The organism is Microbacterium sp. NPDC060132 (genome assembly GCF_042729675.1).
Taxonomy (GTDB): domain Bacteria; phylum Actinomycetota; class Actinomycetes; order Actinomycetales; family Microbacteriaceae; genus Microbacterium; species Microbacterium sufflavum.
Genome location: NZ_JBHWXU010000001.1, coordinates 2,588,525 through 2,603,701 on the forward strand (window position 1 = coordinate 2,588,525; position 15,177 = coordinate 2,603,701).

The following is a 15,177-nucleotide window of genomic DNA, read 5'->3' on the forward strand; positions in this document are numbered from 1 at the left end:
CTTCTAGCGCACCTAAGCAAGCTTCGTGCCTGTTAGCGTCACATGTTCGCAGGAGTGGGAAATGGCCGCGCACACGATTTACATGAACAGCTCAGCTACTAACATGACCATCGACAACTCCAACTCACTCGCCACTCCGGCCGAAGACTTCCTTCACTCCGGTTCTCGTCCCTCAGCACCTATCCCGACTGCGACCCTCCACGAAGCTAAGGCTCTCGTCGACGCATCGGGTGTCGCCGACCTCCTGGCCGCGTGGGCCGCGAAGGACGGTAAGTCGGTCCGACGGACCAGCCTGCCTGCCCGACAGGTGCTCACCGTGTGGATCGCCCTCGGGCTCGCGCAGAGGGAGCTGACCGTCTCGAACACCGCCCTGGTGCTGAGCGAGCATCTCACGCCCGCACGGCGCCGCGCCCTCGACCTGACGCACGACTTCTCGAAGCACACCCCGAAGCAGCTCGAACGCATGGTCGACAGTGCGACCAAGTCCCTCATCGCTGTCATGGACGCCTTCCCGAGCTCCACCCGCGGACGACGACTCACCAGGCACGAATGGGAGAGCGTTCTCGCAGAACGCGCGAACATCTCAGTCGACCTCGAGCGGCGGTGCAAGCGGTTCGTGGTCTTCGCGAACAGGCTGCTCGGAGCTCAGCACAAGTCCGCCGCGGTGAGCGACCCGCGCGATGGCGTGAGCGTCGTCGTAGACAGCCGCTTTCGTGGCGCCGGCGTCCGCGGGATTGGACAGCGACGCATGAACGCGCTCACCGAGACCGGGCGGGTCTCGTTCGAGCCCGACGCCGGCTACTGGAATCGGGACTCAACCGGTGCGGGCCGCCAGGTGCGGTATGGATGGGAGGACGAGCTTGCCGTGCTGATCTCGAACGACCCCAACCAGCCGCGCGCAGTGCCGAACATCGTCGTCGGCTTCAACCCGCACCTGCCAGGATCCGGCTTCGCGGCCGCGGCGGCGGAGATGCTCCAGCACATCGCAGATCGTGGTGCGGGACTCGACCACGTCGTCCTCGACTGTGCGTACATGGCAACTCGGCCGGAAGCTCTGCGCACCCCGCTGATGAATCTCGGCGCGAAGCTCGTCGCGGACTACCCGACGCACCGTCTCGGGGTTCAGGCCGTGTCCGAGTCCGGCATCCTCGTCGACGGCACCTGGTACGCCCCGTCGTTGCCGGTCCACCTCCAGGGGGTAGGCAGGGAGTTCGCCCGCATCCGCGGCGGTGCCGCGCTCAGTGACCGTCTCGAGGCGGTGAAGGTGCTGAACCTGAAGGTGACTGCGCGTGCGGAGTTCGCCCGCCAGCATCCCCGCGACTCGGATGCGGGTGACCGGGACGAGCAGTACTACCCGTACAAGTCGGAGCGGTGGAACAAAGTCTACGGCTTGGGCCGCGGAGCGTTTGAGGCCTACGCCGCCGCGTCGGCTCGAACCGTGCCGAACACGTCCGGGCGTCAGCGGATGCGGGGTGCCACGGCCCAGGCGTTCCTCAGCGTGTTGGAGGTCATCGGAACGAACGCCCGCATCCTGCAGGACTTCCGTGCAGCTCAGCAGCGTCCACGCACTCGCACCGAGGTGTTCCCGCCGCTGATGAAGGACCGCGCTGCTCAGACGGCAGGCGACCCTCTGGCCTGCCCGTCGACGCGGCCGCGGCGATCTGTCCTGTCGTGCCCTGCCTTCGGCGCGACGACGACGCATCCATGTAGTAAGCGAGAAGTCGGCAACTAGTGCCAACCAAGAACGGGCTGTCCACATCGGACAGCCCGTTCTTGCGTTCCAGCGTGGGCGAGCCGCGTGGTCGCTTCGGTCAGAGCATGCGCGTCACGTAGGTGAGGAGTCGGGTGCGCTCCGTGTTGAGCCGGCCCGTGGCTTCCGCGACGCGCTGGCGGGAGAACCAGTGTGCGAGGGCGGACTCGCCAGGGAGGTCGCCTCGGACTCGCGGTGCCCGGCCCTCGGTCGCGATGAACCGGCGTAGTTCCTCCGCGCGTTCCTCCCACGCCTCTGCGCGCGGACGCTCTGCCCACCCCGGCAGCGCCGCGAGCGCGGCCTTCTGCTTCGAGGTCAGGGTCGCGGCGCGACGCTGCCCAGCCGCCCAGCCGACGATGTCGGCGGGGACGCCGTCGCTGAGGCGGGGGAGGCGTCCGAGGGCGTGCGCGTGCTCGGCGACCCTTTCGTAGTTGGCCCACCAGGGGCCGCGATCTCGTTTCGATTCCGGGGTTCTGTGTGATGTGTGCATGCGCTTGGCATGCGCGGTCTTGTCTCGCGGGTGTGACACGCCGGGATCCGCGTCGTCGCTCGCAGTTGATGCGACGCGGCCGCGAGCGGCCGCTCTAGCGTGGCGTCACCGCAGCACGCGACGACCGGGAGAAATCATGACGTCACCGAAGCCACTCGAGCTGGACGACGATGTCGACCCCGTCGAGTACGACGCTCGCCGATTCGCGGTCGATGTCGTCGAAGACGTCCGCCGCGTTCTGTCCTATCGGGGCGACACCCTGCTGGCAGCGGTTCAGCATCACGTTCGCTGGGCGCATGTGGTCTCGGGACTGCCCCTCGAGCGCGACTTCCTCTTCCGACGCGACGTCATCGCGGTCGCGGTACAACAGTTGCCGATGCGGTCCGACGCGTCGCTCGGGCGCCGCCGTGCTGTCCTTCTCCGAGTGGCAGAGGCCTTAGGGGTCACGGAGCGGGCGATGCCTCCGCTCTACGGCTCGGAGCCGAGCGCACCGTACACCGCCCACGACATCGCAGACCTTCGGCTGTGGGCCACAGTTCAACCGGAGAGTCGTCGAACCTCCGCACGGGTGCTGCTCGCCCTCGGCATCGGGGCCGGCCTTACGTCATCGGAGCTGTGCGCGGTCACCTCGAACAACGTCTCCGAAGACGGTGCTTGGGTTGCCATACCGGGCTCTCGCGCACGAACCATCCAGGTCGGGGAAGAGTGGCGCGATGCCCTGATCGCTGCGCGGCAAGATGAGGGCGGCGCGGTGTTCCAACCCGGCGTTCGGTGGTACCCCAACAAGATCAGCGACTTCGTCCGGTCGAGTCGCGGCGACCAGCTAAGACCGAAGCCTCAGCGGATGCGCTCTACCTGGCTTGTTCGGCAAATGCAGCGCGGCATGCCGGTCCAAGACCTTCTCTACGCTGCAGGGGTCAAGTCGTTGGACGCGCTTGCTCGATTCGAACGATTTCTCCCTGCACCTGCTGCTGCGCCTTGGCCAGGTAGTCAAGAACATCGGTGAGACGTTGCCGTTCCCGGTGCTGCTCGTCCGTTGCCGGCCAGGCCACGCGAGAGAAGGAGATTCCCGCTGCATCGAGCAGCAGCATCAGGTCATCCAGCCCGGCAGGTGTATTCCCGTTCATGAGACGGGACAACCGCTCGCGGCCCCACCCGGTGCGTTGCAGAAGATCGGCGCGCTTGAATCGCCCCGCCTTGAGCCCAGCCAAGACTTGCCCGACGGCCGCGTCCTGAAGCTGGGCCGCTCGGCTACGAGAGCGCTCGACCGGGTCGGTCGGAAGGGGCGACCACATTCGTCGAGCGGCATGATGACCGAACTTCCCCGGATTCGGTGCGTACGAACGTGGGGGCTGTCGGGTGGTCGTCATGATCTCATAATCTCAGGAAACGCGACTCCTGGCGTCACATCCCAGACGTTCGTGATTTCTTCGCGCAATTCCTCGCTGTTGGTGCAAAGGTGCCGCGCACACGACCGGCATGACCAACTTTGCTCTCTCGCGCACGTCCCTTTCCCAGCCCTCCTATTCGCCGATGCTCGCATCGGAGACCTGGTCCCGCGTCCGGCCCTTCGTCGAAGACGTCGTCGCCGAGCGCTGCGCCGCCATGACTAGGCGTCAGGTCGAGGAGCACCAGCGGTCGCTCGCGTTCTTCGGCGACTGGATCGTGCAGACCGGCATGGTCGAGTCGGATCAGGCTCTGTCCGAAGACATCATCGACATCTATACCGTCGACCGAGGCCGAGAGGTTCTGCCAGTCATGGCGGAGCGGGAGCGCAAGATGCTTCTGCGTCTCGCCGACATCGCCCCGTCAGTGGAGAAGCGTGCCGTCTCGACCGCCTCCGAGCCGGAGCGTCCTTACTCCGATGCGGAGCTCGCCACTTTCCAGCACTGGGCTACCTTCCAGCGCACCGACCATCAGCGGGCATCGTGCATGGCGATCTTCGCGCTCTGCGTCGGGTGTGGCTTGACCTCGGGCGAGGTCCTCGCCGTGCGCGGCAGTGACCTGTTGGACCTGGACGGCGTGCTGGCGGTCCAGGTCGAGCGTGATGGGCGGACGGTGCCCGTCGTCGACCGCTGGCGCGAGATCTTCCAGACGGTCATGGCGAACACGACGGAGACGGACGCGTTCCTCGTTGCGCCGAAAGCCACCAATCGCAAGGGCGCGATGCAGCACCTCCTGCGCGCGACAGCAGGTCAGGTGAAGCCCACCGCCGCGCGGCTGCGGATGACCTGGCTCGTCGCGCATCTCGAAGCCGGGACACCTCTCGCCGCGCTGCTGCCCGCGTCCGGGATGACGTCCACTGACTCGCTCCGTCGCGCAATGAGCTTCGTCCGCCCGATGCCGGCCAACCAGTTCTACGAGGCGCTTCGCATGACGGGCGCAGCGCGATGAGAACGGACAAGCCGAAGAAGAACGAACTCTTCCTCGACGACAATGCCGACCTCGAGGGGATGCTCTTCAACCCTCGAGCCCGCGGACCTGTCGCGACTGGCATGGTGCAACAGTGTGCCAAGCTCATCGACAGTGTCGGAATCCCGGAACTACTGGCTCAGTGGGATCAGGAAGTACATGCTCCAGTTCGCGGAGGCAGGCCGGCGTCCGTGCCGATGCGGGGGATCCTGATTCTGTGGCTGGTGCTCGCCTGGGAACACCAGCCCCTACAACTCAAGAAGCTACGCGACATCATCACTGAGCGTCTGACCCCGGAGACTGCCGCGATCCTCGGGATCAACCTAGACGCGGCGGTCAGCCCTGACGGGTGGTACGAGCGTGCGCGTCGGTCTACCAATCGCATCATGAGTCTCATCGACTATCACCCTGTCTTCAACAGGCACCGCCGCCTTCAGAAGAAGGAGTGGGACAAGGTCCGAGCCGACCGGGAAGAGATCGCGGAGGTCCTCTCCGTCCGCGCGCACCGCGCCGACGAGTTGATGAACCTGCTCCTGCACGCGACCTATCTGTGGATGCCCAAGCGTCTGCGTTCTGACAAGGTCTCCGTCACCATCGACGCGACAGCGGTTCGCGTGCACGCGCGCGGTGTCGGTGTCACCCGGCTCTCCAAGCTCGGAGCTGAAGAGCCCGTCTCCATTGAACCCGACGCGGCATTCTGGGCCCGGGGAACCGAAGACCACTCCGATGATGGCAAGACCTCGATCACGAAGATGAAGTACGCCTACGAACTGGAGCTGGGTGTACTCACAAGCAACGACCCGACTCGTCCGGAGGACATTCCGCACATCGTCGTGGGTATCGGACACCACGCACCGGCCTTCGGGCCGGGCAAGGCGGCACGCGCGATGTTCGAGAACATCGTGAGCCGCGGTCTTCAGCTCGACCACGTCATCGGCGACCGTGCCTACCTTCCGGGTGCCAAGGAAGCCGACCTCCAGAACTACCTTCGCTCCGCCGGTGCGAAGCTCGTCATGGATTACCACAAGACGTTCCTCGGCTACCAGGACAGCTATGCCGGCGCAATCATGGTCGACGGCAACTGGTACTGCGCCTCCATGCCACAGATGCTCATCGACGCGAGCAAGCGCTACCGCGAGGGCGAGGACGCCGACGACAAGAACCGCTCACTGACGAAGTCTCAGCGCGCAGCACGTGCTCAGTCTCGCCTGGAGCAATGGCAGAGCGACGTCGAGGCACGCGCGCCCTATCTCTTCAGCCGCAAGGAGCTGCCGGACGCTAAGGGCCGCACACCCTGGATGTGCCCCGCCGCCGGCAACTCACCCACTGCTGCCTGCCCACGTAAGCCCACCAACCTGGGATCCGGCAAGGTTCCGCTGACCATCATCAGACGACCGGTCGAAGGACCCGCGAAGGTCTGCGATAACAAGACGAGCACGACCTTCCCCGCAGAAGCGGGAGGCAAGTTCGCCCAGGAGTACCAATACGGCTCAAAGGAGTGGCGCGAGATGTACGGCCACGGGCGCAACAGCGTGGAGTCCTTCAACGCCTACCTCAAAGACGGCGGCACTCACGCGCTCGAGGACGGCTCCCGTCGGCGCCTGCGCGGCTCAGTGGCACAGTACTTCCTGGCCACGATGACCGTCGTCGCGGCGAACCTCGACAAGATCATCGACTTCGCTGCCCAGAAGACCGAGGACGGCGACGACTACGAAGCCGGCATCGAGGCGCCGCGCGCGAAGCAGCGCAAGCCGCGTCGGACCACGGCCTTGCAGCGCGTCACACACAACCGCGGCCGAGCGCGACGAAACCCCGTCCGCACGTAACTCGCCGTAGGTCAGAACAACTCACGTCACCGGCTCGAAGGTCGGCGCCAGCATGCCCAGAAGTGGCTGCGGCGCCGGCCTTCGAGTCGTTTCTGCGCCGACGCCGGTCTTCGCGGACGGTGAACCGCCAGCGAGAAGTGCTTCCAACGAGAAAAGCCGCCTGAAACCAGGCGGCTTTTCTCGTACTTGGGGGTTACGCGTACGTATTCACATACCATCCGCGTACAACCCCTAGTGCCCCCGACAGGAGTCGAACCTGCGACCTACGGTACCGGAAACCGGCGCTCTATCCACTGAGCTACGGAGGCGTACCGATCGACCTTATCACTCGTCCGGGGTGGTCTCCGACCCGCCCGCTTCGGTGACCGGGGCGGCCCGCAGCTCGTCGAGCGCGGCGGCCAGCTTCTCGGCGAGGTAGCGGTGGCCCGCGGTCGACGGATGCTTGCGTCCGACCTCCACGTCGATCACGGAGAGGTAGTTCTGCTCGGTGATCCAGTGCTGCTGCACGGGGGAGATGTACCACCAGCCGCGGGCGGCCGCGAGCTCGGACAGGTCGTGGTCGATGCGGGCGGTCTGCGTGCCGACGGGGAGCTCGTGCGGGGCGGGGCCGAGCACGACGATCGCGGCCTCCGGGTACAGCGCGGTGAGCGCGTCCCAGGCGGCGGTCACGGCGTCGCGGTAGCCCACCTCGCCCTGGGCGCGGTCGTTGATGGAGCCCTGCACGATCACCAGGTCGGGGTCGATCGCGGGGTCGAGGGCGGCGATCCGCTCCCCGAACGTGGGGCCGTCGAGGCCCGGCTTGAGGTAGCCGCTGCCGCGCACGCCGTTGACGACCGTGTGCCCGTGGATCAGGTCGGCGAGCACGTACGCGTACCCGAGCGTGGGATCCGTGGCCGCCGAGCCGTAGGTCCACGAGTCGCCGAAGACCAGCACGGTGGGGTCGTCGGGGAGCGTGAGGGGAGCCGGAGCGATGGCCGCGGTGGCGGTGTCGTCACCGGCGGCGACGGGCGCGGCGGAGGGAGCGGGAGTCCATGGCCGCCACACACCCAGAACGCCCGCCGTGACGGCGAGCACCAGTGCGGTGGCGACCCCGGCGGCACGCAGTCGGCGGCGGGTGGCGGGGGCCTTCATGGCATGAGAGTAGATCACGGTCGGCCGAACGCAAATTCGGCGCGACGCACGGGGGCGGAGATCACCCGTCCGCGCCCGTAAACTGGGGAGTCTATGAACCCCGAAACGCTCGCCTCCGCCATCCTCGCCGTCCTCGCACCGATCGCCGAGGCTCGACGTCCCGGCGAGCCGCTCGGGGTCACCGCCGCCGACGTGGTGCTGGAGCGTCCGCGCAACCGCGACCACGGCGACTGGGCCTCCAACATCGCGATGCGCCTGGCGAAGCCGCTCGGCACCAACCCGCGCGAGCTGGCGCAGGAGATCGCCGACGGACTCGTCCGCGTCGACGGGGTCGCGAGCGCCGAGGTCGCCGGTCCCGGGTTCCTCAACATCCGTCTCGACGCAGCCGCGGCCGGCGCGCTCGCGAAGGTCATCGTCGATGCCGGTCCCGCGTACGGCACCAACTCCTCGCAGGAGGGCGTGAGCGTCAACGTCGAGTTCGTCTCGGCCAACCCCACGGGTCCGCTGCACATCGCGCACACGCGCTGGGCCGCGCTGGGCGACGCGATCGTGCGCCTGCTGCTGGCGAGCGGCGCCCATGCGGTGCGCGAGTACTACATCAACGACGCCGGCGTGCAGATGGACCGCTTCGCGGGCTCGGTGCTCGCCGCCGCGAAGGGCGAGCCGACCCCCGAGGGCGGCTACCCCGGCGAGTACATCACCACGCTCGCCGGCCGCGTGCTCGAGGCCCGCCCCGACCTGCTCGACCTCCCCGAGGCCGAGCAGCTCGACGTCGCCCGCGAGCTCGCGTACGAGTACCAGCTCGCCGAGATCACGCACTCGCTCGACCGCTTCAACGTGCCGTTCGACGTGTGGTTCTCCGAGCGCACGCTGCACGCGAAGGACGCGTCGGGCCTGAGCCTGATCGACCGTGCCGTCGACCGCCTCCGCGAGCAGGGGCACGTGTTCGACCAGGACGGCGCGGTGTGGGTGCGCACGACCGACTTCGGCGACGACAAGGACCGCGTGATCCGCCGCTCGAACGGCGAGTACACGTACTTCGCCGCCGATGCCGCGTACTACCTCGACAAGGGCGACCGCGGCTTCCGCGACAAGATCTACCTGCTCGGCGCCGACCACCACGGCTACGTGCACCGCCTCAAGGCGGTTGCCGGTGCCGCGGGGGAGGACCCGGAGAAGAACGTCGAGGTGCTGATCGGCCAGATGGTGTCGATCAACGGCGCCCGCCTGAGCAAGCGCGCGGGCAACATCATCGAGATGGACGACCTGCTCGACTGGCTCGGCACCGACGCGCTGCGCTACTCGCTGGAGCGCTCGCCCGCCGACTCGCCGCTCGACCTCGACCCCGAGCTGCTGCAGAAGCGCACCAACGACAACCCGGTGTTCTACGTGCAGTACGCCCACGCGCGCACGCACAACGTGGCCCGCAACGCCGCCGACTCCGGTGTCGACCGCTCCGAGTTCGCGCCGGAGACGCTGACGCACGAGAGCGAGGCCGCCCTGCTGGGCGCGCTGCAGGAGTTCCCGCGCATCGTGGCGTTCGCCGCTCAGGTGCGCGAACCCCATCGCGTGGCCCGCTACCTGGAGGAGCTCGCGGGCCTGTACCACCGCTGGTACGACAACTGCCGCGTGATCCCGCTCAGCGACGACCCGGTCGAGAGCGTGCACCGCACCCGCCTGTGGCTGAACGACGCCGCCGGTCAGGTGTTCCGCAACGGCCTCGGCCTGCTGGGCGTCTCGGCTCCCGAGCGCATGTGACCGGCCGCCCGTGCGGCAGGATGACACCATGAGCGACGACAACCACACGCTGCCGTACCCCGAGCCGTCGCGGGAGCACCCGACGCTGGTGATCCCCGACGCGGCGGCGCCGCAGCCGGAGAAGGCCAGGCGACGGCCGCGGTGGCCGTGGGTCGTGCTGATCGTGGTCGTGGTGCTCGCGGTGCTCGTCGTGGCGGCGGAGCTCATCGCCCGCGCCGTGCTTCCCGGCGTGGTGCGGTCGATCGTGATCGAGCAGCTCGACCTCCCGGCGGATCAGCAGCTCGACGTGGAGACCACGGGCCTGCTCCTGCCGCAGCTCATCGGCGGACGCCTCGAGACGTTGCACCTGTCCACCGACGCGGTGACCCTGGAGGGCATCACCGGCGCGGCCGACGTGACCGCGACCGGCGTGCCCCTGCGCGGCGGCGACCTCGGCGGCGCCGACGGCACGATCCGCATCGACCAGGAGCAGTTCACGGCGCTGCTGGCCACGACCGACCTCCCGGTGGATTCCGTCGAGCTGGACGAGCCGAATGCCACGCTGGGCGGCTCCTTCGACGTGCTGGGCACCGCGGTGCCGGTGTCGATCACGCTCACCCCGGGCGCGGTCGACGGCGATCTGGAGCTGACCCCCGTGGCGGCGAGCGTCGGCGGGATCGACATCGACCTGTCCCGCGTCGGCTCGTCCCTGGGCGGACTGGGCGAGGGCCTCACGGAGCCGCGTCGCGTCTGCATCGCGGATCAGCTGCCGGCCGGGCTCACCCTCACCGGGCTGCAGATCTCCGGTGATGCCGCCGTGATCGACGTGGATGTCGACGGCGCGATCGTCACCGACGAGGCGCTGCAGGAGAAGGGCACCTGCCCGCGCTGACCGGCTACCCGGTCTCGGCGCGCGGTCCGTCCATCCGGGCCCGCAGGAGCTCGGCGAGCCACTGGGGCCGCTGCAGCGGGATGCCGTGGCCACAGCCGTCGACCGTGACCAACGTGCTGCCGGGGAGCGCGCGGTGCAGTGCCGCGGCGGAACGGTGCATGAGCTTCTTCTCGTTCTGTCCGACGAGGACGAGCGCCGAGCCGGGGAACTGCGACCACGCGGGCGGCGGAGCGAAGCGCAGGTTCTCCGCCACCGCGGTCACCAGGGTCTCGCGCGAGATGCCGGCCGAGGTGCGCAGGTAGGCGGGGAGCAGGTCGTCCGGCACGAACAGCTCCCGCGCCTGCAGCCGGGCGAAGTGCTCGTTCTTCGCCAGCCCGGCGGTCGCCCGCAGGAGCGCGAGGGTCGGGCCGATCGCGCGCGCCGGTTCCGCCTGGGCGCTGATGACCACCGCGTCGGAGACCAGGTCGGGGCGCTGCGCCGCGAGCAGCACGGTCAACTGCGCGCCGAGCGAGAACCCGACCACGGTCGCGGGGGCGGACTCGTGCTCCAGGAGCCGGGTGAGCGCGTCGACGGTCGCGGCGTGCGACACGTACGGCTCGGTCGCACTCGCGCCGTGGCCGGGCAGGTCGGGCACGATCACCCGCTGCTGCTCGCCGAGCCGGGCGCGCACCGGGTCCCACATCCACCCGGCGACCCCGCCACCGTGCAGCAGGAGAAGGGGTCGTGGGCCGGCGGGGCCGGAAGTCTCGTGGTGCACGTCACTGCCTCTCGAACGTGGCTGCCATGCGGCCGATGGTGTCGATCGTGCTCTCCAGTCGATCGCGATTGAGGGGGCCGAGCAGCCGCGCGGCCGACAGCAGGCCGAGCGTGGCGCTCGACAGGGCGAGGGCGAGCGACTCCGGCGCCACGTCGGCGACGACGAGCCCGCGTCGCTGCAGGTCGTGCACCCACGCGATCACGCGCTCGTGTCGTTCCCGGTACCGTCCGTCCTGCTCCTCCGCGACGTGCGCCCCGAGCACGCCGGTGTCGTCGAGGAACGCCGCGGTCATCAGCTCGTCGTCGAGCAGCGCGCGGGCGGTCGCACGATATGCGGCGGCGAGCGAGGGGTGCGCGCCGAGCTCCTGCTCCACGCGCGCGGCGATGCGGGCGTTGCCGCGCTGGAGCAGGGCGTCGCGCACGTCGCGCTTCGACGTGAACTCCCGGTACACGGCGCCCTTCGCGATCCCCGCGTCCTCCGCGACGGCGGCGATGCTCATGGCGTCGAAGCCGCGGGCGAGCACGAGCCGCTCGGCCGCGTCGAGGATGCGGTCGCGGCGGTGGGGGATGAGCGGTCTAGGCATCCGCCCGCCCGTCGAGGTGTTCGAGCAGCGCCGCGGTGACGACGTCGGGACGATCGCGCTGCACCCAGTGGCCGGCGCCGGGGACCACGACCAGACGGGCGTCGGGCAGCAGGCGCGCAGCGGTGCGGATGCGGTCGAGGGGCACACCGGAGTCGCGGTCGCCGTGCACCAGCAGCGTCGGCGTGTGCACGGACGGCAGCCGGTCGGTGTACACCGTGCGCAGTCGGTTCCACCGCACCTGGTCGCGCTGCCACTCGCCGAACGTCGCGAGCCCGGTGCCCGTGGCGGCCTCGGAGAGCACGGCTTCGACGAGCTCGGGCGTGCGCGCCTCCGGGCTGCGCACCAGGTCGGCGAGACCCTTCTCCATCGCGGTGGCGTTGCGCGCGTACGAGCGCGTCATCGCGGAGAGCAGGCCGGAGCGCAGCAGCAGGAAGGTGGAGAAGTGGGTGAGGGCGCCGAGCGGACCGTCGGCCAGCCGCGGCATCAGCCCGTAGCAGCCGAGCAGGGCGGCCGCGCGTGCCTGCCCGGGGCGGTCGAGGAGGTGCCCGACGGTCAGACCACCGCCGAGGGAGAGCCCGGCGACGGCGTAGTCGCTCAGGCGCAGCGCGTCGACGAGCTCGCCCACGTAGTGCACCAGCCGCTCCTGCGTGAGCCTCCACTCCGGACGGGGACTGTGCCCGAAGCCGGGGTGGTCCGGCGCGAGGACCCGGTGCCCGGCGGCGGCGAGCTGCGGGCCGATGCCGCCCCAGGAGAGCTCGGCGCTGTCGGCTCCGCCGCCGTGCAGCAGCAGGAGGGGCGAGCCGGATTCGTGCGTCGGGGTCCATTCGCACAGTGAGACCTCGGCGCCGGGGAGGCTGATGCGCGTCCGCGTGGGAGTCATGCGTGTCCTCTCGTTGTGACCAAACTAGCAGTTCTGGTCACAACGAGGGTCGCGCGGTCAGCGGTCCTCGTGTGCGGCGCCGGTCCCGGCCTCCTCTGCGGCGGCGCGCTGGGCCTCGCGCAGCTCCGCGGTCGCCACCTGCACGTCCACCTCGGCGCGCTGCAGCCGGCGTTGCACGAACGTCCGAGCGCCGAACCGCTCGTGCAGCCGGTCCTTGCGCTCCTCCTCGGCGGTGACGATGTACGCGCAGGCCACGAGGATCACCTGCGTCGACAGGTTGAGCCAGATCAGCAGGGCCAGCAGCGAGGCGAACGACGCCAGCAGCGGGTTGCTCGTGGCACCGCCGACGAACAGGCCGGACAGCTCCTGCAGCACGATGAGACCGAATGCCCCGAGCAGCGCCCCCGCCCACAGCGACCGCGCCGCGGGGCGCACCCCGGACAGCAGGAGGAACGCGCCGACGATGAGCGCGGCGTCGAGCGCGAACACCACCACGAGCGACAGCAGCCGCACCGTCACGGCGACCGCGGGGGAGTCCGACGGCAGACCGAGGAGGTCAGCGACCCACGTGGCGCCGAGCTGCCCGATGAACGTCAGCGCGGCCGCGAGCACGAATGCCACGCCGATGCCGAGTCCGAGGAGCAGGTTGCGCACGATCACCCAGATCCACAGGATGTCGGACTGCACGGTCCCGGCGATCACGCGGATGGCGGTGCGCAGCGAACCGATGGCCCCGAGCGCCGCGCCGATCAGCGCGACCAGGGAGACCAGCCCGGCGACGGAGAGCGATGCCGGGGCGCGGAGGTCCTTCGCATCGATCACGCCGTCGTCGCCGATCAGTCCGGGCACGGCGGCCTGCACCGCGTCGATGATCGCGCGCCACGCGTCGGGGTTGCCCGCGAGCCACAGCGCCGCGATCGAGAACCCGAGCAGCACGCCAGCGAACACGCTGAACAGTGCACGGTAGGTGACGCTGTCGGCCAGCATCGGGCCGCGGCGCTCGGAGTACAGCAGGGCCGCGCGGACGGGGCGACGCGCGAGGGCCCAGGCGATGACGGGTCCTGTGATGCGCGCGACGAGTCCGGGCCGCGACGGCCCGTCGGATCGGGTGTGAGCGTCTGTTGCGTCGGTGTCTGCCACGCCCCCACCCTAGGAGAGCCGCGACGGGGGTCCCCAGGGGCTTGACGCGGGCTGTCACCGTGCGCAGGCGGATCGGGGCGTTGCCCTAGAATCGGGGGCAACTCGATGTGCGCCCTCCGCCCGAGACCCGACCCACGATTGGTGCTCCGTGCTTGCTCCTGCCGACTCGCTCGCCCCGGAATGGCTCCTCGTCCCCGATGACCCGAACGATCTCGCGAGCGGTGTGTGGCCGGCGTCGGCCCGCCGTGACGACGACGGAGCCCTCGTGCTCGCCGGCGTGCGCGCCACCGAGCTCGCCCGCACCTACGGCACCCCGGTCCTGGTGCTCGACGAGGACGAGGTCCGCACCAGGGCGCGCGCCTTCCGGGTGGCGTTCGACCGGGCCGCGGCGGAGCACGGCACCACGGCGCAGGTGTACTACGCGGGCAAGGCGTTCCTGAGCACGACCGTCGCCCGGTGGGTCGTCGACGAGGGGCTCCGCGTCGACGTGTGCACGGGCGGCGAGCTCGCGGTGGCCCTGGCCGCCGGGGTCGCGCCCGCGTCGCTCGGCTTCCACGGCAACAACAAGTCGGTCGCCGAGCTGGAGCGCGCGGTGCAGGTGGGCGTCGGCACGATCGTGGTCGACAGCGCGATCGAGATCGAGCGGCTGGCCGCGATCACGGCCCGCACCGATGCGGTGCAGCGGGTCATGGTGCGCGTCATCAGCGGCGTGCACGCCGAGACCCACGACTTCCTCGCGACCGCCCACGAAGACCAGAAGTTCGGCTTCCCCCTCGCCGAGGCGGAGACCGCCGTCGCCCGCATCCGCGAGATCCCCGGGCTGGAGTTCGCCGGTCTGCACTGTCACATCGGTTCGCAGATCTTCGGCGTCGCCGGGTTCCGCGAGTCGGCGTCGCGCGTGCTCGAGCTGCATGCGGCGCTCCTGGAGCACGGACCGGTGCCGCAGCTCAACCTCGGCGGCGGCTTCGGCATCGCGTACACCCGGGTCGACGACCCCACGCCGATCGACGAGCTCGCTGCCGCCATCGTGGCCGCGGTCGCCGAGGGCTGCGCGGCCAGGGGCATCCCCGTGCCCGCGCTGTCGTTCGAGCCGGGCAGGGCCATCATCGGCACGGCCGGAGTGACCCTCTACGAGGTCGGCACCACGAAGGACGTGACGATCGCCTCCGGGGCGACCCGCCGCTACGTCAGCGTGGACGGCGGGATGAGCGACAACGCCCGCACCGCCCTGTACGGCGCCAGCTACTCGGCGCGGCTGGCATCGCGCACGGGGGAGGGCGAGCCGCAGCTGAGCCGCGTCGTCGGCAAGCACTGCGAGTCGGGCGACATCGTGGTCGACCACGAGTACCTTCCCGCCGACCTCGCACCGGGCGACCTGCTGGCCGTTCCCGCGACGGGCGCCTACTGCGCCTCGCTGTCGAGCAACTACAACCACGTCCCGCGACCGCCGATCGTGGCGGTGCGCGACGGCCGTTCGCGGGTGATCGTCCGCGGCGAGACCGTCGACGACCTGCTGGCCCGCGATGCGGGCATCGACGGGGCCGACGCCCCCGAGGGAGACCGATGACCCACCCCCTGA

General features: G+C 69.7%; 14 protein-coding genes and 1 tRNA gene. 6 read left to right on the top strand and 9 right to left on the bottom strand.

Features of this window, described 5'->3' with window-relative positions; all coding sequences use genetic code 11:
* Positions 1-61 precede the first annotated feature (61 nt).
* The gene (locus ACFWCH_RS12480) at positions 62-1,732 is read left to right on the top strand and encodes a hypothetical protein (protein WP_378803628.1); all 1,671 of its coding nucleotides are present in this window, start codon (positions 62-64) and stop codon (positions 1,730-1,732) included.
* Between the two features lie 79 nt (positions 1,733-1,811).
* Here ACFWCH_RS12480 and ACFWCH_RS12485 read toward each other — a convergent pair whose 3' ends face one another.
* The 3 genes from ACFWCH_RS12485 to ACFWCH_RS12495 form a co-directional block, all read right to left on the bottom strand.
* Complete coding sequence (locus tag ACFWCH_RS12485; RefSeq protein WP_378803629.1) at positions 1,812-2,279, bottom strand: Helicase associated domain protein; 468 nt, start codon at positions 2,277-2,279, stop codon at positions 1,812-1,814.
* A gap of 103 nt (positions 2,280-2,382) precedes the next feature.
* Positions 2,383-2,538, bottom strand: coding sequence for a hypothetical protein (locus tag ACFWCH_RS12490; protein ID WP_378803630.1), 156 nt, complete (start codon positions 2,536-2,538; stop codon positions 2,383-2,385).
* Between the two features lie 619 nt (positions 2,539-3,157).
* On the bottom strand, positions 3,158-3,610 hold the full coding sequence (locus ACFWCH_RS12495; protein WP_378803631.1) for a hypothetical protein: 453 nt from the start codon (positions 3,608-3,610) through the stop codon (positions 3,158-3,160).
* 109 nt (positions 3,611-3,719) lie between these two features.
* Here ACFWCH_RS12495 and ACFWCH_RS12500 point away from each other — a divergent pair, with 109 nt between their 5' ends.
* Both ACFWCH_RS12500 and ACFWCH_RS12505 read left to right on the top strand, forming a co-directional pair.
* Complete coding sequence (locus tag ACFWCH_RS12500) at positions 3,720-4,634, top strand: hypothetical protein (RefSeq protein ID WP_378803632.1); 915 nt, start codon at positions 3,720-3,722, stop codon at positions 4,632-4,634.
* Positions 4,631-6,478 carry a hypothetical protein gene (locus tag ACFWCH_RS12505; RefSeq protein ID WP_378803633.1) on the top strand — a complete coding sequence of 616 codons (1,848 nt, stop codon included), beginning with the start codon at positions 4,631-4,633 and terminating at the stop codon, positions 6,476-6,478. Before ACFWCH_RS12500 ends, ACFWCH_RS12505 begins: the two co-directional genes overlap by 4 nt.
* 235 nt (positions 6,479-6,713) lie before the next feature.
* Here ACFWCH_RS12505 and ACFWCH_RS12510 read toward each other — a convergent pair.
* Positions 6,714-6,786 (bottom strand) — tRNA-Arg (locus ACFWCH_RS12510).
* Between the two features lie 16 nt (positions 6,787-6,802).
* A complete protein-coding gene (locus tag ACFWCH_RS12515) occupies positions 6,803-7,609 on the bottom strand; it encodes an SGNH/GDSL hydrolase family protein (protein ID WP_136029247.1) in 807 nt (268 codons plus the stop codon).
* 93 nt (positions 7,610-7,702) lie between these two features.
* Here ACFWCH_RS12515 and argS point away from each other — a divergent pair, with 93 nt between their 5' ends.
* Both argS and ACFWCH_RS12525 read left to right on the top strand, forming a co-directional pair.
* Positions 7,703-9,367 carry an arginine--tRNA ligase gene (gene argS / locus ACFWCH_RS12520; protein ID WP_136029249.1) on the top strand — a complete coding sequence of 555 codons (1,665 nt, stop codon included), beginning with the start codon at positions 7,703-7,705 and terminating at the stop codon, positions 9,365-9,367.
* Between the two features lie 28 nt (positions 9,368-9,395).
* A complete protein-coding gene (locus ACFWCH_RS12525; RefSeq protein ID WP_247638643.1) occupies positions 9,396-10,238 on the top strand; it encodes a DUF2993 domain-containing protein in 843 nt (280 codons plus the stop codon).
* A gap of 4 nt (positions 10,239-10,242) precedes the next feature.
* On the opposite strand, the gene ACFWCH_RS12530 is transcribed toward ACFWCH_RS12525, so the two are convergent.
* Genes ACFWCH_RS12530 through ACFWCH_RS12545 form a run of 4 tightly spaced genes read right to left on the bottom strand, consistent with a single transcriptional unit; the run spans position 10,243 to position 13,598 of the window.
* Entirely contained in the window at positions 10,243-10,995 is a 753-nt protein-coding gene (locus ACFWCH_RS12530) for an alpha/beta fold hydrolase (RefSeq protein ID WP_247638644.1), read from the bottom strand.
* A 1-nt stretch (position 10,996) separates the two neighbouring features.
* Positions 10,997-11,578 carry a TetR/AcrR family transcriptional regulator gene (locus ACFWCH_RS12535; RefSeq protein ID WP_136029255.1) on the bottom strand — a complete coding sequence of 194 codons (582 nt, stop codon included), beginning with the start codon at positions 11,576-11,578 and terminating at the stop codon, positions 10,997-10,999.
* On the bottom strand, positions 11,571-12,458 hold the full coding sequence (locus ACFWCH_RS12540; protein ID WP_247638645.1) for an alpha/beta fold hydrolase: 888 nt from the start codon (positions 12,456-12,458) through the stop codon (positions 11,571-11,573). The genes ACFWCH_RS12535 and ACFWCH_RS12540 overlap by 8 nt, the downstream gene beginning before the upstream one ends.
* A gap of 57 nt (positions 12,459-12,515) precedes the next feature.
* On the bottom strand, positions 12,516-13,598 hold the full coding sequence (locus tag ACFWCH_RS12545) for a YihY/virulence factor BrkB family protein (RefSeq protein ID WP_247638646.1): 1,083 nt from the start codon (positions 13,596-13,598) through the stop codon (positions 12,516-12,518).
* A gap of 148 nt (positions 13,599-13,746) precedes the next feature.
* Here ACFWCH_RS12545 and lysA point away from each other — a divergent pair, with 148 nt between their 5' ends.
* Complete coding sequence (lysA, locus tag ACFWCH_RS12550; protein ID WP_247638647.1) at positions 13,747-15,165, top strand: diaminopimelate decarboxylase; 1,419 nt, start codon at positions 13,747-13,749, stop codon at positions 15,163-15,165.
* The last annotated feature ends 12 nt before the right edge of the window (positions 15,166-15,177 follow it).

Coding starts and splice junctions, on each gene's coding strand:
- ACFWCH_RS12480 (WP_378803628.1), top strand. CDS start 62: ATGGCCGCGCACACGATTTACATGAACAGCTCAGCTACTAACATGACC.
- ACFWCH_RS12490 (WP_378803630.1), bottom strand. CDS start 2,538: ATGCGCCCAGCGAACGTGATGCTGAACCGCTGCCAGCAGGGTGTCGCC.
- ACFWCH_RS12495 (WP_378803631.1), bottom strand. CDS start 3,610: ATGACGACCACCCGACAGCCCCCACGTTCGTACGCACCGAATCCGGGG.
- ACFWCH_RS12500 (WP_378803632.1), top strand. CDS start 3,720: ATGACCAACTTTGCTCTCTCGCGCACGTCCCTTTCCCAGCCCTCCTAT.
- ACFWCH_RS12505 (WP_378803633.1), top strand. CDS start 4,631: ATGAGAACGGACAAGCCGAAGAAGAACGAACTCTTCCTCGACGACAAT.
- ACFWCH_RS12515 (WP_136029247.1), bottom strand. CDS start 7,609: ATGAAGGCCCCCGCCACCCGCCGCCGACTGCGTGCCGCCGGGGTCGCC.
- argS (WP_136029249.1), top strand. CDS start 7,703: ATGAACCCCGAAACGCTCGCCTCCGCCATCCTCGCCGTCCTCGCACCG.
- ACFWCH_RS12525 (WP_247638643.1), top strand. CDS start 9,396: ATGAGCGACGACAACCACACGCTGCCGTACCCCGAGCCGTCGCGGGAG.
- ACFWCH_RS12535 (WP_136029255.1), bottom strand. CDS start 11,578: ATGCCTAGACCGCTCATCCCCCACCGCCGCGACCGCATCCTCGACGCG.
- ACFWCH_RS12540 (WP_247638645.1), bottom strand. CDS start 12,458: ATGACTCCCACGCGGACGCGCATCAGCCTCCCCGGCGCCGAGGTCTCA.